Source organism: Meiothermus sp., from assembly GCF_025056915.1.
Lineage (GTDB): Bacteria > Deinococcota > Deinococci > Deinococcales > Thermaceae > Meiothermus.
The window spans coordinates 1-24,573 of sequence record NZ_JANWVH010000046.1; the positions used below are offsets into that span (position 1 = coordinate 1).

The 24,573-nt window shown below is 57.8% G+C and carries 20 protein-coding genes and 1 pseudogene; 11 read left to right on the plus strand and 10 right to left on the minus strand.

Translation table 11 applies throughout. The annotated features are described in order from the left end of the window. Positions 1–226: 226 nt before the first annotated feature. The 3 genes from NZN28_RS08680 to truA all read left to right on the plus strand — a co-directional run bounded on the left by NZN28_RS08680 (position 227) and on the right by truA (position 3,860). Entirely contained in the window at positions 227–1,795 is a 1,569-nt protein-coding gene (locus NZN28_RS08680) for an iron ABC transporter permease (RefSeq protein WP_295397281.1), read from the plus strand. Then, positions 1,792–2,883, plus strand: coding sequence for an ABC transporter ATP-binding protein (locus NZN28_RS08685; protein ID WP_295397283.1), 1,092 nt, complete (start codon positions 1,792–1,794; stop codon positions 2,881–2,883). The genes NZN28_RS08680 and NZN28_RS08685 overlap by 4 nt, the downstream gene beginning before the upstream one ends. Positions 2,884–3,101: 218 nt before the next feature. Next, positions 3,102–3,860, plus strand: a complete 759-nt coding sequence (gene truA / locus NZN28_RS08690; protein WP_295397318.1) for a tRNA pseudouridine(38-40) synthase TruA — start codon at positions 3,102–3,104, stop codon at positions 3,858–3,860. Here the strand turns inward: truA and NZN28_RS08695 are convergent. From NZN28_RS08695 to erpA, 6 genes are all read right to left on the minus strand, one after another. Continuing rightward, positions 3,848–4,825 carry a hypothetical protein gene (locus NZN28_RS08695; protein ID WP_295397285.1) on the minus strand — a complete coding sequence of 326 codons (978 nt, stop codon included), beginning with the start codon at positions 4,823–4,825 and terminating at the stop codon, positions 3,848–3,850. The genes truA and NZN28_RS08695 overlap by 13 nt on opposite strands. A gap of 181 nt (positions 4,826–5,006) precedes the next feature. Continuing rightward, positions 5,007–6,224 (minus strand): ABC transporter permease, encoded by a 1,218-nt coding sequence (locus NZN28_RS08700; protein ID WP_295397287.1) that lies wholly within the window; start codon positions 6,222–6,224, stop codon positions 5,007–5,009. Between the two features lie 8 nt (positions 6,225–6,232). Next, a complete protein-coding gene (locus NZN28_RS08705) occupies positions 6,233–7,243 on the minus strand; it encodes an ABC transporter permease (RefSeq protein WP_295397289.1) in 1,011 nt (336 codons plus the stop codon). A 295-nt stretch (positions 7,244–7,538) separates the two neighbouring features. Then, positions 7,539–9,386, minus strand: coding sequence for a peptide ABC transporter substrate-binding protein (locus tag NZN28_RS08710; protein WP_295397291.1), 1,848 nt, complete (start codon positions 9,384–9,386; stop codon positions 7,539–7,541). A gap of 463 nt (positions 9,387–9,849) precedes the next feature. Then, the gene (locus NZN28_RS08715; RefSeq protein WP_295397293.1) at positions 9,850–11,724 is read right to left on the minus strand and encodes a peptide ABC transporter substrate-binding protein; all 1,875 of its coding nucleotides are present in this window, start codon (positions 11,722–11,724) and stop codon (positions 9,850–9,852) included. 383 nt (positions 11,725–12,107) lie between these two features. Continuing rightward, positions 12,108–12,497 (minus strand): iron-sulfur cluster insertion protein ErpA, encoded by a 390-nt coding sequence (gene erpA, locus NZN28_RS08720; protein ID WP_295397295.1) that lies wholly within the window; start codon positions 12,495–12,497, stop codon positions 12,108–12,110. 209 nt (positions 12,498–12,706) lie between these two features. On the opposite strand from erpA, the gene NZN28_RS08725 reads away from it, so the two are divergent. Beyond that, positions 12,707–13,846, plus strand: coding sequence for a Xaa-Pro peptidase family protein (locus NZN28_RS08725; RefSeq protein WP_295397297.1), 1,140 nt, complete (start codon positions 12,707–12,709; stop codon positions 13,844–13,846). A 274-nt stretch (positions 13,847–14,120) separates the two neighbouring features. Continuing rightward, entirely contained in the window at positions 14,121–15,062 is a 942-nt protein-coding gene (locus NZN28_RS08730; protein WP_295397299.1) for a ribose-phosphate pyrophosphokinase, read from the plus strand. Positions 15,063–15,096: 34 nt separating this feature from the next. Here the strand turns inward: NZN28_RS08730 and NZN28_RS08735 are convergent, their stop codons facing one another. Genes NZN28_RS08735 through NZN28_RS08745 form a run of 3 tightly spaced genes read right to left on the minus strand, consistent with a single transcriptional unit; the run spans position 15,097 to position 16,809 of the window. Next, complete coding sequence (locus tag NZN28_RS08735; RefSeq protein ID WP_295397301.1) at positions 15,097–15,501, minus strand: nucleotidyltransferase domain-containing protein; 405 nt, start codon at positions 15,499–15,501, stop codon at positions 15,097–15,099. Next, positions 15,479–15,868 carry a HEPN domain-containing protein gene (locus NZN28_RS08740; protein WP_295397303.1) on the minus strand — a complete coding sequence of 130 codons (390 nt, stop codon included), beginning with the start codon at positions 15,866–15,868 and terminating at the stop codon, positions 15,479–15,481. The genes NZN28_RS08735 and NZN28_RS08740 overlap by 23 nt, the downstream gene beginning before the upstream one ends. After that, entirely contained in the window at positions 15,865–16,809 is a 945-nt protein-coding gene (locus tag NZN28_RS08745) for a Wzz/FepE/Etk N-terminal domain-containing protein (protein ID WP_295397304.1), read from the minus strand. The genes NZN28_RS08740 and NZN28_RS08745 overlap by 4 nt, the downstream gene beginning before the upstream one ends. 155 nt (positions 16,810–16,964) lie before the next feature. Here NZN28_RS08745 and NZN28_RS08750 point away from each other — a divergent pair, with 155 nt between their 5' ends. Genes NZN28_RS08750 through NZN28_RS08775 form a run of 6 tightly spaced genes read left to right on the plus strand, consistent with a single transcriptional unit; the run spans position 16,965 to position 23,886 of the window. Then, on the plus strand, positions 16,965–17,810 hold the full coding sequence (locus NZN28_RS08750; protein ID WP_295397306.1) for a glycosyltransferase family 2 protein: 846 nt from the start codon (positions 16,965–16,967) through the stop codon (positions 17,808–17,810). A 40-nt stretch (positions 17,811–17,850) separates the two neighbouring features. After that, positions 17,851–19,146 carry an O-antigen polysaccharide polymerase Wzy gene (gene wzy / locus NZN28_RS08755; protein ID WP_295397308.1) on the plus strand — a complete coding sequence of 432 codons (1,296 nt, stop codon included), beginning with the start codon at positions 17,851–17,853 and terminating at the stop codon, positions 19,144–19,146. 16 nt (positions 19,147–19,162) lie between these two features. Beyond that, positions 19,163–20,116 (plus strand): glycosyltransferase family 4 protein, encoded by a 954-nt coding sequence (locus NZN28_RS08760; RefSeq protein WP_295397310.1) that lies wholly within the window; start codon positions 19,163–19,165, stop codon positions 20,114–20,116. After that, positions 20,079–21,137, plus strand: coding sequence for a hypothetical protein (locus NZN28_RS08765; protein ID WP_295397312.1), 1,059 nt, complete (start codon positions 20,079–20,081; stop codon positions 21,135–21,137). Before NZN28_RS08760 ends, NZN28_RS08765 begins: the two co-directional genes overlap by 38 nt. An 18-nt stretch (positions 21,138–21,155) precedes the next feature. Further along, positions 21,156–22,649 (plus strand): O-antigen ligase family protein, encoded by a 1,494-nt coding sequence (locus NZN28_RS08770; protein WP_295397314.1) that lies wholly within the window; start codon positions 21,156–21,158, stop codon positions 22,647–22,649. A gap of 13 nt (positions 22,650–22,662) precedes the next feature. Then, positions 22,663–23,886 (plus strand): exopolysaccharide biosynthesis polyprenyl glycosylphosphotransferase, encoded by a 1,224-nt coding sequence (locus tag NZN28_RS08775; protein WP_295397316.1) that lies wholly within the window; start codon positions 22,663–22,665, stop codon positions 23,884–23,886. A 206-nt stretch (positions 23,887–24,092) separates the two neighbouring features. Here NZN28_RS08775 and NZN28_RS08780 read toward each other — a convergent pair. Beyond that, a pseudogene (locus NZN28_RS08780) lies at positions 24,093–24,573 on the minus strand (hypothetical protein); the annotation flags it as partial.

A 24,573-nucleotide genomic window follows, 5' to 3' on the forward strand; every position in this document is an offset into this window, starting at 1 on the left:
TACTTTTGTTCATGCAAAGGGTCGCACGTTCGTGCGCTTTTCAGATCCGAACCCCCTCATTTTTGCCCTTCGCTTTGGCCACTGGTTCGATGAGCGCCATTCCGCCTCACAATCCTCCCCCCGGCCTTATTCCTCCGGGGCATTTTTTCGCTGCCCTGCGCGGTATGAGATGGTGGCCATACCGCCGCCTACCCAGTAACGATTGGTTCGGCTTTCCCACCCAGCCATGGTTCCCGGCCTGACCAAACCCCTGCCCAAGCCCCTTCTGACCGTGGCCTTGCTGGTCGGTCTGGCGGTGATGTTACCGCTTTTGTATCTGGTGTTGCGGGCCGCCCAGGCCGAACCTCAGCAACTGCTGGAAATCGTGCTGCGCGAACGCAACCTGCAGCTGCTGGGCAATACCGTGGCGCTGCTGGTTGGGGTGATTGCTCTGACCACGGTTCTGGCCCTGCCGCTGGCCTGGTTGACCAGTCGCACGAACCTGCGGGGCAAGCGCTTCTGGACGGTTCTGCTGGTGTTGCCGCTGGCGGTGCCGGGGTATGTCGGGGTCTTTGGGTTCTTTGGCGCTACGGGGGCGAGCGGCTGGCTGGAAGACCTGCTGGGCTTTCCCTGGCCCAGGCCCACCGGCTACTTGGGGGCTTTGGGGGTCTTGACCCTTTTTACCTATCCCTACCTTTTTTTGAACCTGAGGGCGGCCCTGCTGGGGCTGGACTCGAGCCTCGAGGAGTCGGCGCGGAGCCTGGGCTACCGGAACTTTGAGGTGTTCTGGCGGGTGGTGTTGCCGCAGCTTAGGCCCGCGCTTTATGCCGGCTGGCTGCTGATTGGCCTGCACGTGCTGGGCGACTTTGGGGTGGTCAGCCTGGTGCGCTTCGAGACCTTCAGCTACGCCATCTACCTGCAATACTCGGCCTCCTTCGACCGGGTCTATGCGGCCTGGCTTTCCCTGATGCTAATTTTGCTGACCGCCAGCCTGCTCTGGCTCGAGGCCCGCCTGCTCAAAAACCTCTCCCTGAGCCGGGTCGGGCTGGGCAGTGCCCGGCGGCAAAACCCGGTCAAACTGGGGGGCTGGTGGCTTCCGGCGCTGGTTCTGATGGCGGTGCCCATCGTAGGGGCGCTGGTGGTGCCCCTCACCTCCATTGTGTACTGGACGGTGCAGCACCCCAGCACCTATACGAACGGTCTGGCGGGCATCCTGGAAGCGCTGCGCAACTCGGCGCAGGCAGCCGCTCCGGCTGCGCTGCTGGCAGCCTGTCTGGCCCTGCCGCTGGCCTATTTGGGGGTGCGCTACCCCAGCCGGCTCTCGCGGCTGCTCGAGCGCACCGCCTACATCGGCTACGCCACACCCCCGCTGGCCTTTGCCCTGGCCCTGATTTTCTTCAGCCTGCGGGGGGCGCCCTTCCTCTACCAGACGCTGGCCCTGCTCATCCTGGCCTACGCCCTGCACTTTCTGGCCGAGGCCATCGGGCCTATCCGCAGCGCACTCTACCAGGCCCCACCCCGGCTCGAGGAAGCTGCCCGCAGCCTGGGCTACAAGCCCTTGCAGGCTTTTCTCAGGGCCACCTTTCCCCTGCTCCGGCGCGGGGTGCTGGCCAGCATGGCCCTGGTGTTCCTGTCGGCGGTCAAGGAACTGCCCCTCACCTTTCTGCTGGCCCCGGTGGGATATTCCACGCTTTCCACCCGAATCTGGGGCTACACCTCCGAGGCCATGTTTGCCGAGGCCGCCCCATATGCCCTCCTGATCGTGCTATTCTCGGCTGGCCTGGTGGGCCTCTTACTGACCCAGGAACGACGATGAAGACCCAGAACGCTCAGCGCCCCTCCCAGAATTTGACGGTGGCCTCTCCCCTCCTGCGGGTACGGGGCCTGACCAAACGCTTTCATCCCAGCCTGCCGCCGGTGGTGCAGGAGGTGAGCTTCGAGGTGGGGCCGAGCGAGGTGTTTGCCCTGTTGGGGCCTTCCGGCTGCGGCAAAACCACCACCCTGCGCCTGATTGCTGGCTTTGAGCAGGCCGATAGCGGCCAGATTTGGCTGGAGGACCAGGAAATCACCCGGCGCCCCCCCGAAGAGCGCGGCATTGGCTTCGTATTCCAGGACTACGCCCTGTTTCCCCATCTGAGCGTGTACGAGAACGTGGCCTTTGGCCTGCGCCACCTGCGCGGCCAGGCCCGGCAAGAGCGGGTGCTGGAGGTGCTGGGGCTGGTGGGCCTGACGGTGTTCAAAGACCGCAAACCCGGCGAGCTCTCGGGCGGGCAACAGCAGCGGGTGGCCCTGGCCCGGGCCATCGCCCCCGGCCCCAAGCTGGTGCTGCTGGACGAGCCTTTTAGCAGCCTGGATGCGGCCCTGCGCCAAACCACCCGCGACGAGGTGCGCTCGCTTTTGAAGCAGTCGGGGATTGGGGCCATCCTGGTCACCCACGACCAAGAAGAAGCCCTCTCCTTTGCCGACCGGCTGGCTGTCATGCGGGCCGGGCAGCTCGAGCAGGTTGGCACCCCGGAAGAGGTTTACCACCAGCCCCGTACCCCTTTCGTGGCCCAGTTCCTGGGACGCACCAACCTGATACCCGGCGAGGCCAGGGGCCTCGAGGCCGACACCCCCCTGGGGCGTGTGGTGCTGGCGGAGGAGGCCCAGGGAGCGGTGCTGCTCTCGTTGCGCCCGGAGGGGCTGGCCCTGGCAGCCCCGCTCGGACACCTGGGCCTCACGGGAAAGCAGCTCGAGGGCACCGTTCTGAGCCGCGAGTTCAAGGGCCACGATATGACCTACCGCATCCAGCTCGGCAACCGTGAGTTAACAGTGCAGGAAAGCCCGGAAAGCCCCTTCCGCCCCGGCGACAAGGTGCGGGTGCTGGTGCGGGCCAAAGCGGTGGTGGTGGGGCGGGGAAGGTGAATGGTTACGGTCTATGGCTCATCAGACCAAACTCTGCCTTGAACCAGGCGAATCAACCAGGAATCCAGCGGCGCTCCATCCCCGCTGGCCCGGCCCTTAATTCCGAGGTTTCGGCCATGGGCTTCTCCTCTGGACTATACGAGCGGCTTGTGGCTTGAGCATCTCTGGGTACAATAGCACTTGCTTTGGAAGGCTCGGCAACCCAGGAAACCCCCGCGCTGCGGCGAATTCTGCTCACCCTCGAGTACGACGGCACCCGGTTTGCAGGCTTGCAAACCCAGGCGCAAGGCGAGCGCACAGTTCAGCAGGCGCTTGAGGCCGCCCTGGGCAAGATTCCGGGCGCCAGGCCCAAAATCTGGCCCTGCGGTCGCACCGACGCCGGGGTGCACGCGCTGGCCATGCCGGTACACTACGACACCAACGACCGCATTCCCACCGAAAAAATCCCCTACGCCCTGAACAGCCTCCTGCCCCCGGATATCCGCGCCTTGCGGGCCGAGGAGGTGCCCCCGGACTTCCACGCCCGCAAGAGCTGCCACTGGCGCGAGTACCGCTACCGCATTCTTCAGCGCCGAATGCCCCCGGCCCTGGATCGCCACCGGGTCTGGTGGATTCCCCATTCGCTCAACCTGATTCCCCTGCGCCATGCACTGGAAACGCTGGTGGGCACCCACGACTTCCGGGCTTTTGCCGTCAAGGAAGAGCGCTCCACCGTGCGGGAAATTTACCGGGCCCACCTCGAGGTCTGGCCCACCGAGGGCGGGCGGGAAATCTGGCTCGAGTTCGTGGGTTCGGGCTTTTTACGGGGGCAGGTGCGCAGCATGGTGGGCACACTGGTCGAGGTCGGGCTGGGCAAGCGGGACTCGAGCTCCATCGCGCACCTTCTGGCGCAGGGCACGCGCAAGGAAGCCGGGGCCACCGCACCGGCCCAGGGTTTGTATTTTGTGCGGGCGGGCTACCAACCCTATCTCCACTGATACCGCAGGTAAAACCTCATGGCCTCCACCGGAGCCCTGGACACATCCACCGCCAGTCGAAGCCGGTCGTCCCATAGATAGGCCAGGCCCAGGAACAGCTTGCGCGGCAATTGCAACCAGGCCTGAAACCGCTCCTGGGACAGAAAGGGGCTATTATCCCCCAGATAATCCCATTCGGGGTTCCACCACAAGGAGAACTCTACCCGGCTTCGGTTCAGGTCCTCCAGCCAGGCCCCGGTCTCGGCATCGCAGGGGCACTGCAACACCCAACCCAAAACCTGCCCCAAAGGCAGGGGCAAAGCCGCACGGCTCCAAAAACCCCGATCCAGCTGCCAAAAAAGCTCAACATCCGAGCCCTGCAACCCCAGCCTTGGAACAAGGCTCAAGGAGGGCTCGAGATCCCCCAAGCCATTGGGCCGCTGAACAACCTCCACAAATGCTCCCAGCCGAAAGACTCCGGCACCAGCCCCCACAAACCCCTGCCCTCCTACCAACCCTGCGTTGGGCAGGTAAGCCCCGGCCACCTCCAGCCAGGGCACCCCAGCAGGCCGATAGCGGGCAAACACCCCCCAGCGACCATCCCGCCCCATCAGGGTATCGTCCCAGGGGCCGCCCAAATCGCGGCGCTTGCCCAGGCTCAGTCCAAAGGCCCCCCAGCTCGACCGGCCATAGGCTTCCAGCAGCCCAAACTGAACCACCCCTTCGTACCAGAGGCCCAGGTCTGCAAAGTACTCCAGTCCGTCCTGGAGCGTCTGCACTTGCAGCCGGGCACCCAGAGCCGGTGAGGGCTCGAGGGGCGCCGCTCCGTTCTGGCTGAGGCCAAACTGAACCAACCCCGAAGGCTGCAAGCAAATCACTTTTTCCGCCGGAGCCTTGCAATCCCATACAAACTTGAATTCAGCCTCCGATTGCGCCCAGGCAAACTGCAAGGTGACCAGCACGCCAGCCCATACCACCGCACGCATTCCCCTACAATACAGCCCACCCGCCCCGAACCCGCGCTGAAATCTGCACGCAACAAATGCAGGCGGCCTGGAGCGCTCTTCACATGTTGTGAGCCATTCGAGTTCGAGGAAGACCGCGATAAGTCGGAGGGCCCAAATAGAAAAAATCCTGGGGAAACCCCAGGAGTCGTCTTGGAAGCTTTTAGAGCCGACTGCGCGGGTCGAGCGCATCACGCAGGCCGTCGCCCAGGTAGTTAAAGGCCAACACCGTCAGGAAGATCATGAAACCCGGTGCCAGGGCCAGCCAGGGGGCCGTGAAGATGTATTCCTGGGCCTTGGTGAGCATGTTGCCCCAGGTCGCCACCGGCGGCTGGATGCCAAATCCCAGGAAGGACAGGGCCGCCTCGGTCAGAATGGCCCCCCCGATGGCCAGGGTGGCGTTCACAATCAGCGGGGCCAGGGTGTTGGGCACCAGGTGGCGGAACATGATGCGGGCCTCTCCGGCCCCCAGGGCCTGGGCTGCGGTGGTGAACTCCTGCTCGCGCAAGCTCAGCACCGCCCCCCGGATCAGCCGAGCCGTCCCGATCCAGCCAAACAGCACGATGATGGTGATGATAATGAAAACCGAGGCCGACTCCCCAAACACCCCCTGGGCCCACTGACCCACCGCCCCCTGGGTGTCGCGCAGGAGCGCCGAGAGCACCAGCAGCAAGGGCAGTTCCGGGATGGTCAGCATAAAGTCCATGAAGCGCGAGATAGCCACATCCAGGTCAAGCTTGCCCTGACCAAAAAGCCCCCACACCGCGATAAACAGCACCACGCCCCAGGTCAGCGCCAGGCCCACCAAAGAGAGGATGTTGTTGAGGGTGACGGTTCCTCCGAACAAGGCCTGCACGTTAGACCCCGACAAGAGCCAGGCCAGGTCGGCCACCATAAACAGCAGAAAATACAGCAAGACCCAGGACAAAACGCGCCAGACCGCAAAGGGCCAGGGGCTCCAGCCGCCTGCCAGCCTGGCCAACGGGCCCGCATAAAAGCGCAGGGGCCTGCCCGAAAAATAGCCGGCGATGACCCCCAGCGTCGTGCCCAGCAGGGCTGCCGCAAAGGCCGCCACGAAGCCTACCAGCAAGGAAATTCGAGCGCCGTAGATGATGCGCGAAAGCACATCGCGGCCCAGCTCATCGGTGCCCAACAGGTATTCCCTCGAGGGCCCCTGGAAGTAGTAATCGGCCAGGTTGTCTCCGGTTGGTTGAGCGGTCGGACTGTGCGGCGCAATCCAGGGGGCAAAGATCGCCATCAGGATCAAAGCAATGACCACACCCAGGGAAACCATGGCCGCCTTGTGCTTCTTGAAGCGGCGCCAGGCCAGGGCCCAGGTAGATTGGGATTTTTGTTTAGGAGCAGATGCAACAGCAGCCATAAAGCCCCCTAACTATAGCGGATGCGGGGGTCCACCACCGCATACATGAGGTCGGCCAACAGGTTAAACAAGGCCGTGAGCAGGGCCAAAAAAGCCAGTGCGGCCATGGCCACGTTGTAGTCTTTTTCCACCAGCGAGTCGAAGATGGCCCGGCCCATGCCCGGATACGAGAAAATGGTCTCGGTGATGACGGCCCCGCCAAACACCCCCGGAATGGCCAGCCCCACCAGGGTCACGATGGGAATCAGGGCATTGCGCAGGGCGTGCTTGTAGAGCACGATGCGCTCACCCAGCCCCTTGGCCCTGGCGGTTCGAACGTAGTCCTGGTTGAGCACCTCCAGCAGGCTGGCTCGCATATAGCGCGTCCAGGAGGCCATCTGGATGGTCGAGAGGGCCAGCACCGGCAAGACCAGCTTGAAAGCCCAGTCCCCAATGAACTGGAAAAAGCTGATTTCACCACTGGTCACCTGCGACCACTGAAAGTCGGAGATGCTCTGCACCGGAAACTTGGGGAACCAGGGTATTTGCTCGGGCAACCACACCGCAAACACAAACAACAGCAAGATCCCCAAAAAGAAGATGGGCATGGAAAAGCCCACAAACGAAAGAAAGGTGATGATGTAATCGGCCCGGCTGTACTGTCGCACCGCCGAGAAAATGCCCACCGGGATGGCCACCAGCAAGGCCAGTGTCAGGGCCGCCCCCGACAGCACCAGCGTGCGGGGCAGGCGCTGGCCAAAAATAATCTGCCCCGCCGGAGAAGCATACGTGCGGGACTGGCCAAAATCGCCCTGAAGGGCACGGCCCAGCCATTTGAAGTAGCGGACGTACACGGGCTGGTCGAGGCCGTAGGCGCGGCGCAACTGCTCGAGCTGCTCGGCGGTGATGCGGGGGTTTTGCTGCCGCAACTCGTCGAGCGGGTCTCCGGGTTGTAGGGCCAACAGGGTAAAGATCACAACAGAGGCTGCAAACAACAACGGGATCATTTGCAGCAGTCGGCGAACCGTATAGGCAAACACAGGCACATATTACCGCCCCATGACCTTTTTTGTATCTATGAGGCCCTTAGGCCAATATCCACCGAACGGTGGATGGTTCGTTGCCCACAGCAAAAGCCCCCTCCGTTCCAGAGGGGGCTTTATCGCACTCTCAGCGTGCTCTATCGGCCAAAAGCCTGTTCCAACTTTGCTTGAACACTTTGCATGCGATTGAAGCAGTGCATCGAAGCAGGGGTTAGGAGGCAGGTGCTGGAGACCCACCTCCTGCTCCCATCCTGTGTTTCCTTGAAAGTTGCTTGCACGCTTGAAGTTGGTGTTACTTGATGGGCTGACCGTACTTGGCCTGGTCGTAGACCTTCTGGGCCCCTCTGGACTGCCAGCCAATCAGCCAGGGCTCGATGGTGGGGTAGGCCGAGTTGGCGAAGGTGGAAGAGGTGTAGTTGAGCAAGCCGACCCGGAACACCCGTGCATCGGACTGGAAGTAAAGGGGAATCATGGCCACTTCGTTGGCCCAGATCTCCTGCATCCGGGCAAAAAGCTGTTTGCGCCGGTTGACGTCGAACTCGAGCACCGCCTGGTTGCGCAGGCGGTCATACTCCTCGTTGCACCAGCCGCCAAAGTTCAGCCCGCGGAAGCCGTTGTCGCGGGTGGGCACGTAAACCAACCGGCCTTCGTCGTCCCGGCAGGCCGAGCGCACCCCATCGTCGGCCTGGCCCATGCTGAAGGCATAATGCAGGAAGCCCGTCCAGGTGCCTTCCTGGGCTCGGGCCCGGTACTGCGCCCCCAGAAGCACCGCACTGGGCGCGTTGTTGATGCGGACGGCAATGCCCACCTGACGGTAGTTTTCTGCCACAAACTGCTGGATGCGCTCGCGCACCTGGTTGCCCGCAGTGGTGGCCCATTCGATCTCGAAGCGCACCGTGCGGCCATCCACCGTGCGCTGCAAGATGCCATCCGGGCCGGGACGCCAGCCGAGTTCCGCCAGCAGCTGACGGGCCCGCTCGGGGTTGTAGGGGTACTTGGTCACGTTGGGGTTGAACATGGGGTTCTGCGGCGCCACCCAGGTATGCGAGACCGTGTACAGCCCATCGAAGAAGGCTTTGGTGATGCCTTCGCGGTTCATGGCCAGAATCAGGGCCTGGCGGGTCTTGGCGTTGTCGAGCTGGAGATCCTTGACCCGCTGAACGTTGGTGAACTGGTTGATTTCCAGGTGTTCGAAGAAGGGGGTGGGCACCGACCAGATCTCAAAGCGGCCCGGCGCACGGCTGGTCAGTTGTTTACTGCGGCCCTGGTCAAAGGAGATGGAGACGCTTGAGGCCGCATCAATACCCCCTCCCAGAATGGCCACCAGGAGCGAGTTGGTGTTCTGGATGATGCGGTAGACCACCCGCTGCACGTACTTGTCCTCGCCGCCGGGGGGCTTGATCCAGAAGCGCGGGTTGCGCTGCATCTCGATGGTGCTGCCCGGCACCCAGCGGGTCAGGGTAAAGGGCCCGGAATAGACCATCCGCCCGCTGTTCAGGAACTGGGGGTTCGAAAACTGGGCGAAGAAGTTGCGGAAAATCTCGGCCTGGCGGGCCGTGTCGGTGGCCTGGGCCGCGGCTGCTTTGGCCTTGTCCCACTCGGCCCGCATGATGTGGTTGGGCGCATAATAGACCTGGTTGATGTCCAGGTCGTAGAAGTAGGCCGGTTCCAGGCTGACCGTGAAGTTGCGGGCATCGCGCACCCGCAGGGTGGCCCGGTCAAAGAAGTCTACGCTGGTCGAGGGCACGCCCTTGGTCTTGCCCATCTCGAAATACAGGGCCACATCCTCGGTGCTGATGGGCCTTCCATCGGACCAGACTGCATCCGGACGGATGGTGTAGTCGAGCTCGAGGCGGCGTATGCCCGGACGCACGTTCGTGAAGCGCAGACGACCGTTTTGCGCCGTAGGCACCTCGGTCACCACCACCGGAATCACGTCCAGGTCGCGGGTGGTCTGCACAATGGGGGCAAACAGGAAGTTTTCAATCTCAAACTTGATGGATTGGTTGGAGATGGCGTTGACCACATCCCCAGCCAGCACCCGCGGCTCCTGGGCCGCCCCAATGATCAGGCTGTTGTCCTGCGGGCCGGCCAGGGCCAATCCGCTCAGAATAGTGAGCGCCATGAGCTTTCGTTTCATCGCTCCTCCTTACGTAGCCAGTCTTTGGCTGGGCTTGATTCTATTGTCCATGCGGCCATTTGTGTACCCACTTGACAGCGAAGTTTTATTTATATATGCGGCAGATTATTCACTTTCGCACTCCAGTGACTGACCTACAAGCAACATCTCTGGACACGCCAGGTGTGAGCGGGCGGAAGGCAGGTCGGAATCTCGAACTCCCGCCCCCTACGCCTTGCCCCCAACCTCACCGCTCTTACCGTTAGCAAAGTGGGATGCCAACTTTCGGCGTGCGAGCAACCTCCAAGGAAACACGGGATGAGAGCGGGAGTGGGTCTCCAGCACCTGCCTCATGCGCCCTGACCCTACTCCCTGCCTTGCTTCACACACCGTTTGTAGGGTGTTCAAGCAAGGATTTACTGTCCGGCGAGGTCAAAAGCAGAACCAGGGGCAAGCCCCTGGTTCTGCCCGATCAATAGAGGCCCTACTTGATCTGGATGGCGTTGGTTTGGGCAAAGTCGAGCCGCTTTACAGCACCCCGGCTGGCCCAGCCAATTTCCCAGGAGTTCCAGCCCGGATAGCCGTTGCCACCCGAGTAGGTCGCGCTCACGTAGTTGACCAGGCCGTTGCGAACGACCAGGAAGTTGGAGCGGAAGCGCAAGGGCAGCGCCGGCAGTTCCTCGGCCCAGATCTCCTGCGCACGGGCAAAAAGCTGCTTGCGCCGGGCCTCATCGAACTCGAGCACGCCCTGGCTGGTCAGACGGTCAAACTCGTCGTTGCGCCAGTTGCCGATGTTCTGTCCGGCGTAGTTGTTGTCCTTGCTGGGCACCAGCTGCGCCCCGGTGTTGAGGTTCTTGAACTGGAAGAGGTTGCCGTCTTCGGCCAGGCTGCTTACCCAGGCAAACATGAAGAAGAGCCACTTGCCTTCCTCTGCCCGCTGGATGAAGTCATCGGCAAACACCACCGCACTGGGCGCATTGGCCGTCTTAACGGCAATGCCCACCTGGCGCCACTGCTCAATGAAAAGCTGCTGGGTGCGCTCGCGGATGGCGTTGCCCGCCGTGGTCACCCAGTCGAGCTCAAAGCGCACCGTGCGGCCATCCACCGTGCGTTGCAGGATGCCGTCGGGGCCGGGCCGCCAGCCTACCTGAGCCAGCAGTTCGCGGGCGCGGGCCGGGTTGTACTCATACTTCTTCACGTTGGGGTTGAAAAGCGGGTTGGAAGGCGCAACCCAGGTATGGGACACCGGCTCGGTGCCATCGAAGAAGGCCTGCACCCAGGCGTCGCGGTTGATGGCGTGCAGCAGGGCCTGGCGGGTGCGCTTGTCGTCGAGGGTCAGGTCACGCACGCGCTGGACGTTGGTGAACTTGTTGATGTCGATGTGCTCCCAGATGGCGCCCGGCACCGCCCAGATGTCGAAGCGGCCTGCGGCCCGGCTGGTCAGCTGCTTGCTGCGGGCCTGGTCGGCGGAGATGCCCACCGTGGAGGTCGCATCAATCCCCCCGCCCAGGATGGCCACCAGGAGCGAGTTGGTGTTCTGGATAATGCGGTAAACCACCCGCTGCACGTACTTGTCGGCTCCACCCTGCGGGGTGATGGCGGTGAAGTTGGGGTTGCGCACGAGCTCGATGGAGCTGTTGGAAACCCAGCGGGAGGCCCGGAAAGGCCCACTGAACACCATGCGCCCCGCGTTGATGGCCTGGTTGGAGCTGAACTGCTGGAAGAAGTTGCGGTAGAGCTCATTCAGGCGCTGGGCATCGCGGTCGGGGTTGAGCGAGGCGGCTGCCGCTTTGACCTTTTCCCACTCAGGGCCCATTTTGTGCACCGGGGCATAGCCAATGGGCGAGCCGTAGGTGTCGTAGTAGTAGGCCGGTTCGAAGATGACGGTCATGTTTTGCTTGTCCCGCACCCGAAGGTTGACCCGCTCCCAGTAATCCGGGTTGTTGACGGCCATCCCCTTGGCCTTGCCCACTTCGAAGTAGAAGGCGAAGTCGTCGGTGTCCAGGGGGTCGCCGTCCGACCAGCGCAGGTTGGGCTTGAGGGTGATGTCAATCTCCAGGCGACGCTTGCCGCCGCCGATATCGGTGACCCGCAGGCGCCGGTTGGCCAGGGTCGGAACCTCGGTCGCCAGCACCGCCTCGTTTTCCGCCCGCAGGTTCTGCACAATCAGGGGCGCAAACAGGTAGTTCTCGATCTCGACCTTGATGGACTGGTTCGAAATCACGTTCAGGAAGTCGCCCCCCAGAACCCTCGGCTCCTGCGAGGCCCCGATGATCAGACTATTGTCTGCCGGGCCGGCCAGGGCTACACCGGCCGCTAAAGTTAGACCGAGTGCAAAAAACTTGCTTACACGTTTCATTCAGCCTCCTTTTCGGATTTCGCTTGTACGCAAAATCCATTTTTTGTGGCATTTTGCCGTCCCCATTATAGCCACCCTTGCATAGCCGTCAAACCAGCGCCCAGAAACCAGAACAAAGCGAGCCGCGGGGATTCCTGCTTGCAGGATGGGCTTTATACGCTTGCAATAAAAAACCATCCACCGTTTGGTGGATGGATACGGCCATTTCGGTCGCCGATGGCTCAGATTAAATGCGAGGAGTCCAGCTTTCGGTTCGGAATCTTCCCTTCAAGGCCCGTTCTATGCGACCACGCTCGAGCCCAGCGCCACGCCTGGTTTCTAGCCGACACGCAGGCCTCGGCGTCGAGCACACCCCGGATGGTAGCAGACGGAAAAATTCGCAGCTAGCTGCTGCAGCAGCCTCCACCCTGCCCCTCGGGGGCCTTGGCGCCATCGGTGCGGAAGGAATGGCCGCAGCCGCACGAAGAGGTGGCTTGCGGATTATTAACGCTAAAACCACCCCCCATGAGATTCTCCACCCAGTCTACCTCGGAGCCAAGCAGCAGCGGCAGCGACATCCGATCGACCACCAGCCGCACCCCGTGCATCTCGACGGTGGTATCGCCCTCGAGCTCGCGCTCATCCACGGCCATCCCGTACTGGTAGCCGCTGCAACCACCGGACTTGATGAAAACCCGAATGGCGGCATCGGGCTTGTTGTACCGATTCAAAATCTCCTTGGCCCGCTCGGCAGCCAGGGGCGTGATGGAAATGGCTGTTTGCTCCTGAACCACAGTACCCTCCAACCTCAAGACTAACACGCAGGTGCAACTTAATCGTAAGCAGATGCACCCCGGCTTATGCCCCGGTCGCCCAGGCAATTTTCACCCTGAAGACCCTGGCTTCCCCATCACCAAGTGCCTCATTGAAAAAGGAAAACCCCGCGCGCTCGGTAGCCAGCATTGAGGCAAGGGTGTGGAACCCCCTACCGTAGTATGTATTCATGGACATTTCCAAAGCCCAGCAAGCCCTGCAAGAAGCTAACCTCCCTGGATGGCTGCTCTACAGTTTTCAGGGGAGCAACCCGCTGGCCCTGGAGGCCCTGGGGCTCCAAGGGCGCATGCTCAGCCGCCGCTTTGCCTATCTGATCCCCGCCCGGGGGGAACCGGTTTTGATCGTCCATGCCATCGAGAAAACCAGTTTTCCCGACCTGCCCGGCCAGAAGGTGGTGTTTGCCGGTTGGGAGCAGTTTGTGGGTGCCCTCCAAACCCATGTGGCCCCGCTGGGGCGTGTCGCCATGGAATACCACCCCGGCGGAGGCATTCCCTACCTCTCGCGCGTGGATGCCGGCACCCTGGAGCTGCTGCGCGGGATGGGGCTCGAGGTGGTCTCCTCTGCCGAGATTCTGCTCCGGTTCCAAACCTGGAGCCCCGCCGACCTGGCCTCCCACAAACGCGCCGCCGCCGGTATCGAGGCCGCGCTGGAGCACGCTTTGGGCTTTGTGCGGGCCCGGCTGGAAACCCCCCCCAGCGAGCGGGAGGTACAGGCCGAAATTTGCAAGGTGTTTGAAGCCAGGGGCCTGGTCTTCGATCATCCCCCGATGGTGGCCTACGGCCCCAACGCCGCCAACCCCCACCACAGCGTGGGGGAAAGCCGCTTGCAACGCGGTCAGGTGATGTTGATTGACCTGTGGTGCAGGGAACCCCAGGGCCCTTACGCCGATGTGACCTGGATGGCCGGCTGGGAGGTCTCGGACGAAGTGCAGCAGGCCTGGCAGGTGGTGCGAACGGCCAGGGACACGGCCCTCGAGGTTTGCCGCCAATCGTTGGCCCAGGGACGCCTCCCCAGGGGCTTCGAGCTCGACCGCGCGGCCCGTCGGGTGATTGAAAAAGCCGGCCTGGGGGCCGCCATTCTGCACCGCACCGGCCACCACCTGGGCTTCGGCGCCACCCACGGCAATGGAACCCATCTGGACGACCTCGAAACCCACGACACCCGCCCCCTGATTCCCGGTCTGGCCTTTACCATCGAGCCAGGGGTGTACCCCGGCCCGTTTGGCATTCGCAGCGAGATTAATGTGTTCCTGCACCCCTCCGGCCCCGAGGTCACGACGGGCCTGCAAAGCGAAATGGAACCGCTCTGAGGCTTCCTCGGTCGGGCTTTTCTGCATGGCCCCAGTGCGGGAACGGGTGGGAACATCCGAGCTCCAGGCGCACAGCCAACTTTCAAGGATGCACAGGGCGCGGGAGGTGGTCAAATCTCGGTCTTCACTACCTGCTCCAACCCTCTGTAATCCAAGCAGGGTAAATGTCGTGCCCTTCGGCGAGGCCGTAGTGTTATGAATTTCGCCGCCCAGTAGCCAGGGTTGGCAGCGGTCACAGTCCCCCGGCTCCAGCGGTGTATGCTTTCAGGCGGTTATGGAACGACCTCTGATGGTTTTTAGCGGACAGTCCAACCTGCCCCTGGCCCTTGAAATCGCCGAGAACCTGGGGGTGCCGCTGGGCAAAAGCACCACCGAGCGATTCGCCAACGACTGCCTTTTCGTTCGGTACGAGCAGAGCCTGCGCGAAGGCGACATCTTCATCATCCAGTCGCTTACCCCTCCGGTGCAGGACCACCTGGTGGAACTATTGATGATGATTGACGCCGCCAAGAGCAGCAGTGCGGCACGGGTCACGGCGGTTATTCCCTACTATGCCTACGCCCGCAGCGACAAAAAGGATGCGCCCCGCATCTCCATTGCGGCCCGACTGGTGGCCGACCTGATTCAGGCGGCGGGAGCCGACCGGGTGCTGACCATGACGCTGCACTCGGCGCAGGTGCACGGCTTTTTTAAGGTTCCGGTAGACCACCTGTCGGCAGAGCCGGTGATTGCCAACTACTTCGCCACCCAGGTGGACAGGCTGGAAAACGCCGTGGTGGTCGCACCCGATGCCGGCGACATCAAACGGGCCAGCTCCCTGGCCCGCCGGCTGGCCCTGCCCATCGCTTTCATTGACAAGCAGCGCCTTTCCGATACCGAGGTGACCTCGAGGGGGTTGGTGGGCGATGTGCGGGGCAAAACCGCCCTCATAGTGGACGACGAGGTCTCTACCGCCGGCACCCTGATCCAGGCCGCCGAATCGCTGACGCAAAACGGCGCCCAGGCCGTTTATGCGGCCTTTACCCACGGCGTGTATGTGGGGCCGGCCATTGACCGTATCGAGAAAGGCCCCATCGTGGAGGTAGCCGCCACCAACACCTGCACCTACAGAGCCCGACCCAGCCAGAAAATCAAGCAACTGAGCGTGGGCCCACTCTTCGCCGAGGCCATCTGGCGGATTCACCGGGGGGAGTCGGTCTCGAGCCTGTTCACCTAATGGCTCAAGCCCGCATCGTCGATCTCGAGCCTGTTCACCTGAATTTCAAGTGGTTCAGACCCGCATCTTTCTCGAGCCTTTTCACCTGAGCCAGGGCACCGGGTCGCTCAAAAAGCACCTCACCTTCTTGCAAGGCGGGCCGTACCATTCCCCAACCCTCCAACCAGCTTCGCTGGGCTTCCTCCAGGGTGTACGGAAAAACCTCAACCCCGATGCCCAGGCCCCGGGGCTTGTAGACAACCATCCGCTCGGCAAACGGCAGTGCGCTCTCTCGCAGAACAATCAAAATATCGGCGTCGCTCATCGCAGTAGCCCGCCCCTGGGCCAGGGAGCCAAACAGCACCACCGCCAACACTTCGCTTCGCTGAGATAGGCTCCGGGCCCAGGCCGAGAGTTCAGAACGCCAGCGTTCAGGTTCAGCCTTCCATACGCGCAGCACAAAAATGCACCACCTCGTTAGCCAGGCGCACCGCAGCCTCAGCCTCCCCCGCAGTATAGTGCCTGGCCGCCGGACCGGCGGGGTGGGCATCTGGATAACGGGTTGGGATGTAGTACTTATCCAGAACCCGGGCCACATCCAACAATGAGGCTGGCACACTGGCCGCTGCTGGCAGAGCCCCCAGCAAATCCAGTAGGGAGTGGCCCCAGGCCACCTGCCCCAGATGAAGATGCAGGGCTTTGACAGCTGCTTCGGCTGCTTGCTGGGCTGCAAAGCAAGCCCAGGCGTAGTCTCCAAAGGCCAGGCTGCGTTCAGCGTGACCCAAATTAGCCCGGGCCTGCTCCAGCCAGTCTTTGGCCCGGTTCACCTTACCTCCAGCTCCGAACGGTGGGGCTCGAGAACCGTCTGGGGCTTGATGGCCTCGGCCACAAACGCCCATATAACGCCCAGGAGCAAGCCCAGAACCCCGGCCACTACGGTGAACAGCAAGGGCCTGGGGAAGCTGGGGCGCAGCGGCTCGGCGGGGGGCACCAGCACCTGAACCAGCAAAGCCTGGCTCACCAGCTGACCGATGGCATCGGGTTGTTGCAGGAAGTCGGTCAGGGTGGTGATGCGGGCCTCGAGCTGGGCAATCTGCGAGCGCAGGCGAGACTCGTCGAGGCTCAGGCTGGTGTAGGCCGGGTTGCTCGCGCGCGCAGTCTGGGGGTCGTTGCCACGGGCCTCGAGGCCCGCCGCAATGGTGGGGTTGGATAGGGCCCGATCCGGGGCGATTTTCAGCTGGGCCTGGATGCCCTTGAGTCCGTCCTGGGCGGCCCGCAGGTCGAGTCGGGCCTGGGTCTGGGCGGCGCGCAGGTTGGCCTGGGCCCCCTCGAGCAGGTTGCGCTCGAGGTAAGTGCGGGCGACCTGCAAAATCCGCTCGGCCCGTTCTCCGGCTTCGGCAGCCGTACGGCCCTGAGCGGTCAGGAACAGCAACCCACGTTTTTCGTCAAAGCGGGCCTTGTAAAAGCGGGTGGGGTCTTCCACGCCAAGCTGGTTGGCCAGCAGCTTGGTTTGTTGCAAATCCACAAACCCCTGGGCCAGCCCGGCCAGCGAGGGCAGGTTGTTGAGCAGGCCCTGGCTGGACTGGTTGGAGAGCGAAAGGCTGACCACCACCTGGCTGGTGTAGGTCTTGGGCCAGAGCAGGCTCCAGAGCAGGGTGGCCAGAGCAAGCCCGAAGGTCAGTCCCAGTATTAACCGTGCCCTTTTCTTGAGCACCAGGTAGATATCGCGTAGCGAGATCTCGTCGGTTACCGGAGCTTCGTTTGGCATCACCGGGGCATTCTAACAGAGGGAGCCTGCATCAGGATAAACATCAACTAAATAGTGGCCTCACATTGACAGGCAAACTGAGTACACATAGGCCTCCCATTCCTAACTCTTGCATTGGTTGACTGGATGAGACTCAATAAGCAGTATATAAAAGCATGAGTTCAAGTCCAAATAACTCGCCACCGCAAGTTACCATAGTCATGCCAGCATTCAATTCCGAAAAGTACATTTCCGAGGCAATAAACTCAGTTCTCATGCAAACCTACGCACACTGGCAGCTTATCGTAGTAGACGATGCTTCTTTAGACCGAACCAGGTTGATTGTACAAGCTTTTGCCGAGCGCGATAAGCGTGTTAATCTGGTATGCAATGAGCAGAATAAGGGCGTCGCTTGGTCTCGCAATCTCGCAATAGATCTGGCTGATGGTGATTGGGTAGCTTTCTTGGACGCTGATGACATCTGGCTTCCAAACAAGCTTGCTAGTCAACTTGATCTCGCCAATTCATCAGGAGCAAATGTTGTTTTCTCACCGTATTTCCTGATAAACGAAATGGGAATGGTTACTGGATTCGTGAATTCTATGAAACTCATTACTCAGCAAAACTTGAGATATTTCAATCCTATAGGTAATCTAACGGGAATGTACAATCAAAGACAACTGGGTAAATTTTTTCAGCTAAATAAGCCTCACGAAGATTATCTAATGTGGGTAAAGGTAGTTGAAAAAGCCGGTTATGCATTATCCAGTGCCACTCCTCTGGCCTTTTATAGGGTGAGAGCATCAAGTGTGTCAGGAAAGAAAGAGAAAACTATCCAATGGCAATGGCGAATATATCGCCAAGATTTTGGGTATTCTGTTCCTACTTCTGTACTAGGCTTCTTTTACTATGCTCTAAGGAACATGACAAAAGTCAAAAGAGTTTCTCCAGCAAAACACTATTCAGAATATTTTGCAAATGCTATGCGGACTCACTCATCCAAAAATACGTTATATAAGTAGATTGGTGATGCGAATGTCTTCATAAAAAAGGATGATGGTTATGTTTATTGAGTTTTTTTTGATAGTGGTAACTTTGATTCTGTTGATTGTATTTACTCGATACTTTGGGATATTCTCCACACCTGCACTGTTTATGTACTCAATGCTCCTGTTCCAAATCATACCGTTGCTGTATGGCTCCCTGACCAACTTCTACGGCTACGATCTTACTCGACAAAACCTATTGGCCATCTTAGGTATGATTGCATTTGCAGTTGGCTACGTACCACTCGGCCTTGCCCGTAACAGAGCATTAAAGGCCGGACGGGCGGCCCATCTTTCTCTTGAACGATCCAGGGCTATTTTCAAAGTAGCCATTTGGGGAAGCCTGGCTTTATTTCCCCTGACTGCTGCAACTGCACTTCGATTTTTCCTAGAGCGCCGTGGTGGTGAATACGGCCTCACTGAGCCTATTAGCACCATGGAGCAATTCCTTTTTTACACAGCGCTTTGCTTTTTTGCCTTAGCGTTGAGTGTAAACCTAAAACACATCCCATTGAAGTGGGTATGGCTGTTGGCGGCAGTGGTTATTTTGCCCAGGTTGCTTGTATCACTGGTCTACAGCCGCATTTTCATCTTTCTGGCCATCATACCCCTATTGTACGCCCTCTTTTTTAGCCGGCTAAATTTCCGCCTATCGCGTAGCAAAGCCCTTTTGGCCTTCGCACTTCTCGGACTATTTGTCGTTGTCCCAGCCCTAACTCGAGACACCAGTGTAATCGCTTCATCGCAACGATTTGAAACGCTTATTATGAACGGCTCTTCTATTCCCATCCTGGAAAAGTATGAACGCTACGAGATTAATCGTGATCAGTCATACGTGTTTGCCTCAGTTGTGCTAAAGGCTATTCCGTTTTCAGTACCCCTACCCGACAATTACCGTATTGATGTCTGGGGCATGGAGGGAGCCGTTGCCACCCTGGATAGGGTGCTCAGCCATCACGAGAACCAGGGCAGGCAGGATGTTTTTTTTGGTACTGGCTCTAACTACCTGCACGAACTCTTCATCGACTTTGGATGGCTTGGGGTTGGCGTAGGCGGTATCCTGGTTGGGTCAGTAGCTGCTTACATTGAGTACCGAGGGGTTACTTCCATACTGTTCCGCTACATTTGGCTCAGCATTCTAACCAGCTTTTTGTTTTTGCCCCGCAGCAACGTGGGCTATTTTCTTGAAAAGCTGCCATTATATTTGCTCTTTTATCTGCTGATCTGGTTGGTGATGAAAATCGTTCTATCGGCTACAGCTGCTTCTAGGAAGAGGGCACATGCACGGGGTCAGGGTGTACATAACAGCTAACAAAAAAACAGGCGGTGTGAAAACCTTTGCGCTGGCTCTTAGCGCCGCGCTGTCCGAGCTTGGTTACGAGTGTATTGTGGTTGAGTCGTTTGGTGAAATGCTAAATCGAGCCACTTTGAAGGATCTACGCCAACCAAACGTGATACTCATTTCCTCCTTGGGGTTTGGCATTTTCAACCTTGTTGCGCGGAATTCCATTTTTGTGCTGCATGGTTTTCCTCGATTAGACGATGCGGGTATACTTGACTTTACAAAGGTTGCCCTAGCAACCAAGCTTTTTTCTCGCTGGGCGTCGCGGGTTACGTCTATCAGCCAACTCACCTACCTGGCAAACATATCTTTTTTCGGCATTCGCAGTCATAGCATAATTGGCAACCCCTATCTGCCTTCGGTCAACCCTTATGCTGAGAAAGACACGGTAAATCACCAAGTCCGAATCCTTTACGTCGGGCGTCTCGTTGCGGTCAAACGGGTTGAACAACTTATACGGGGCTTTTTGTTAGCAGTGGACAGAGTGCCAAGCCTACACCTCGAAATTGTAGGCTCCGGACCGCAGATGAACTTCCTGCAGCAAATTGGCCGTCATCCAAATATTAGTTTTGCTGGGGCAGTTTCAAACGACTTGGCAAAAAATATGATGCGTAACAGCGACATATTTGTATCTCTTGCAGAAGGTGAAAACTTCGGCATTACCTTTCTGGAAGCCATTCACGCGGGCTGTCATATTATTTGCCCTACCACTGGTGGCCAGATTGACTGGATTCTTGACTATCCACAAGTAACTTATGTCAGAAATGTATTCGATGCAGACGCGGTTTGTGACGCCATTCTCAAGGCAGTAAACGCATTGAGGGAGCCCAAAAAGCCGTTTGATCCAACATGGAATCGTCAAATAGCTCTGCGCTATGACGCCCTGATTAGAGAGGCCATAGGTGAGAAAACCAAGGGCTTTGAACCGCGCCAATCTTGACATTCTGCTATTTCAGCTTAGCAACTTTCTTTTTAGCCCCCTGCTATACTTTCTTCTAGGCAAGGGCCATTTAGAGAAGGGTGTTGAGCTGGTTCAGAAAATCTACCTGATCGAGGTGTATCTGGCGGTGCCTGTGGTGATTTTCTATTTTAATCAGCAGCGCATTGCCGAGGCGGTAGAGGTTTTTGGTCGTGCGCTATATGATGGGATCGGTGTAGCAAAACTCGTATTCAGCTTTTTTATGGCTTTAATTGTGGTGTATTTGCTCAAAGCCACTGAGCCTTCGATGTTTTTTATTCTGCTGATCTGCTTTTTTGGCAATGCTATTACACCGCACTGGATGCTAAGCATGCATAGCTACACCGTTTTCACCGCATTTGCACTACTTCTTCGCCTGATTGTTCTACTAACAGTTCTTTTCGGCTTACAGGATTATGTGCTGATGAGTTACGCCGCTAGCCTGCTTTTACCCGGCCTATTCACATTCTTTTACTACAGGCAGTGTTTTCCCAAAAAAGAGGGATTTGACTTTGCCCGTCAGATTGCGCAGCTGTTGAGCATTGGTTTACTCAGTTTAGTGCGGAATTTCTCGACCTCGAGCCTCCTTATGGTTTTATTATCATCAGTGCCAGCATCAGCCCTGCCTGCCTACGCAGCCTCGGAGCGGTTCATTCGGTCGGGCTTTTCCTTTTTAGTACCTTACATTTTACGCTTAAATTTGTCGAAAGGTTTGAGGGTGGGAGAATATTTGGTGCCAATGCTTCTTGCAAGCATAGGCGCAGCCTTCATTTACTACCACTCCCCCAATGAATGGTTGCTGTGGCTTTTAGCTGCTAGTTTGGTGCTTGCAGCCGACCTGCTTGCTTTTTTGCAGAGTGAGCAGAAGGGTTCTGAGGTAGCGAATATGGGGTTGTACTTGCTACCTTTCATCTTATTAGCTGTTGGAATTGCGGGAATCGCCCAATTTTACACTCTGTTGCTTGTGTTGCTGTTCATTCCTTTGATACTTAAGAGGTCTTGAGAGGTCTTGAGCTCTGTCATGAGAGGACTGGTCGCACTCGGAGCAGCAGTGGGCGTATTTTTTCCCCATTTGTGGTCACTTTTTGTAGTTGCTAGAGGACTCCTAGCACTCAAGGGATCTGTATTCGCAAGGCTAACACTTGAGCCGTTTGTACTTCCTTTGGCAATGGCCAGTTTCCGTCTGATAGAAAACCTGTTTACGAACCCTGTTTTTGCTTGGGCAGAGTTTGTTTACCTGTTGCTGGTGGCTCTTGCCTTGTGGCTCATTACACTAAGCGCGAACTCTGGCGACGCCTTTCATCTGCAAATAGGGTTGTTCGTAGGTGGGTTGCTATTTATGGCATTTGCTCTGGTCAACTTTTGGGATCAGATCTACTGGTTCAAATCGTGGAATGTGTACCCAAACGAGGTACGCATGTTAGGTAGGGACACTTTCGTCGCCCTGAGCAAAAATGCGATAATCAGCCGCGACTTAGGTTACATTGGCCCCGGTAATCTGCGCATTTCTATAAAACTGCGCCACAAGGATCCCTCGGGTAGAACGCTCGAAATACCACTTTCACTGGTTCGCGAAGGCAGTCCGAATCAGCCAGATATTCTTTGTTCTGTCGGAGCAGAGTGGAGTGCATGCGATTTAACGCAAAGCCTGCAAACTCGAGCCAGGATGTTTCTTTGGCTCGGGGGGTGGGACCGTTGGAGTGTAGAAAACTCGGCGGTGCTCGAGGTAACCGACTTGAGAATCGTCTATTTGAGCAGATTTCCTGTCGGTGCAGCCGTAAAAGAGAGCGGGAGAACAGCAGGCCTAACCTTCAACCCTAATGCTATGGGCCTGACCGCGCTGGTTGGATTTCTTTTGGTAATCCTGATACCAGGCCAACCGGCGCTGAGGAGCGCGATGTTCGCATGGCCTTTTGTCATAATCATTGTGATGACGGGTAGCCGGGCTTGTTTAGGAGGCCTGTTGATATTCGGATTGATGCTTTTGCTGGGCACAAAACCCTGGGCTAGGTTGATGGGTTATCTCTTGCCCTTTGGAATAATTGCGGTCCTGGCAATTGGATTCGGGTTTTTGCCGGAGGGTGGGTCAGGGTTACCCCGAATTCTTAATCCATTTGCTGAGCTATATGAAGAATCAAGGGTCTATCTCTATGTTGAGCTGATCTCACAAATTGGCTTCAGCCTACTTGGACGACAGGATTTTCAAGCCTTCCTCTCAATGCTTCACCAGACCAACCCTGCAATACCCATGGAGCACGCTCATAGTCTGTGGCTACAGGTATACGGAGCAAGCGGGCTGGTGGGTCTGGCCATTTTAGGGCTGGCATTTTCAAGAGTAGAAAGAAGACTTCACAGGGTTAAGTGGCGAACCGCGTGGGCCACATTTTTTGCTCTTTACTTTGTTTCATTTTTTGATTATTTCGCCTTCTTTCCCCCTTATTATATCCTCTTGTTTGGTTTGAGTATGTTACCTTTCCGGGTAGACTCGAGCAATCATGCGTATGAGAGGCCATAAGTTGAGTAGCCCCATGCATAAACGGTTTTCTTTTTGGATCTTCCTGGTTCTGCTCATCTCCATGAGCGTGGCCAGCTTAGCTAGCGTAGGGCATGCCCGACTCTGGGAAGCTTTCACCTATCCCTCTTATGGGGGATTGATGCTGTTGCTTGCGTTTGCGGGCGGGTCATCCATGTGGCTGGCCAACCGTTGTAGTCGACATCCTTATACAAATGCGCTTTCGAGCATTGTTCTAGCTACAATAGTTCCGTTTATTCTATTAGCGGCAGTCTTTTACGTTGCCGGATGGGGCTTTTCACGCTCGTTTTATATCAACTTCTTTGCAGCAGTCGCGGTTGCGAATCTCACTTTGAACTTCCCTCGCATGAGGGGCCGCATTAGAGTGTGCGCTATTTCAACAGAAGTTGAGCAGGTTATTCGCTCTCTTGAAGCCAGCAGCGTGCAGGTGCTAAGCCTGGATGAGGTAGATTCTTGTGATGTATTCGTAGCTGACATGCGGCATGAATCTGGCCACTTGCCTTCAGATTTGCTAAGTCGGCTGACTGCACGAGGTGCCGAAATCGTAGACCTGAATAATTTTGTTGAGACTGTTACTGGTAAGGTTGATTTACAACAGATTCCAGACAATGCAGACAGTTTACTGCGGCCCAAAGACTATATAGGCTTAAAACGACTTTGGGAGACTGCTTTTGTACTGATTTCGGCCCCCCTCTGGCTAACCGTTGCTTTTTTCGTTGCCGTAGCAGTTCGCCTAGACTCAAAGGGCCCCCTAATATTTAAGCAGCGACGAGTTGGACTCTATGGCGAAATATTTGAGATGTACAAATTTCGCAGCATGTTTGTGGATTCTGAAGCGTCAGGGCCACGGTTTGCTGCGGAAAGTGACCATAGGATCACCCGTGTGGGTCGGGTTATCCGGAAGTATCGATTAGATGAGATACCCCAGCTATGGAATGTATTAAAAGGAGACATGAGTCTGATCGGGCCTCGGCCCGAGCAAGAGCCTTTTGTAGCAAGTTATACTCAAACCATCCCACTTTATGCTGCTCGACACTTTGTACGACCCGGAATCACAGGGTGGGCCCAGGTGGTTCATGGCTATACTGATGACGAAGCTGGGGCGATGGAAAAACTAGCGTATGACCTTTATTACGTAAAGAATTTTTCGCTTTGGCTTGATTTGTTGGTTGTAATGAAGACATTAGGAGTCATTTTGAAAGGTTTTGGCTCGAGATAGAGCTAGCCAACGCCACCCAACGTAAAAACAGCCCAGGTTCCAGAATCGATTCCTGACAACACTGCGCCTTTCTCGATATTCGCAGCGGTCTAAATCTCCCGGGAATCGAAAGAAAAGCAAGTTGCAGGGAACCCATGGATAAATGATGTCATTCTGAATTCAAGAGATTGAACTGTAGTGAAAAGTAGTGAAAAAAGGGCATAAACTTAGGCTGAAAGGCTAGAATGCTCGGTCAATAGCTGGGATTTGAGGTTTTTTGCAGCTTTGTGTTGTGCCGCACGCCAGGAAAGTTCTGGATGTAGATGTTTTTGTTGTCGAATAAGGTGCAGGGCCTCGATGGTGAGGTCAGCATGCTTGAGTTGAGCAGCGTAGGAACGAGAGAGGCATCTGGATAAACCGAGGTTCTGTTTGAGCAGGCGATGCACCTGCTCCAGGTTCCAACGGGCTTTCCAGGCGGCAAGGACTTCCTGAATGCCTGCATCCAGGGTGGAGAAAAGGGCCATCAGCTGGAAACCTTCTTGCTGGGGTAGCCATATCAGCAGCACATCCAGCGGACCCACATCGGCCAAGGTGATCTTGATGCGTTTGGCATACCAGCCAAAACGCTTGTATACCAATTCTACGACGAGGTGACACATAAAGCCTCCTGAATCCAGGGCCAAAAGCAAAGCTGCTTGACCCTGGTTG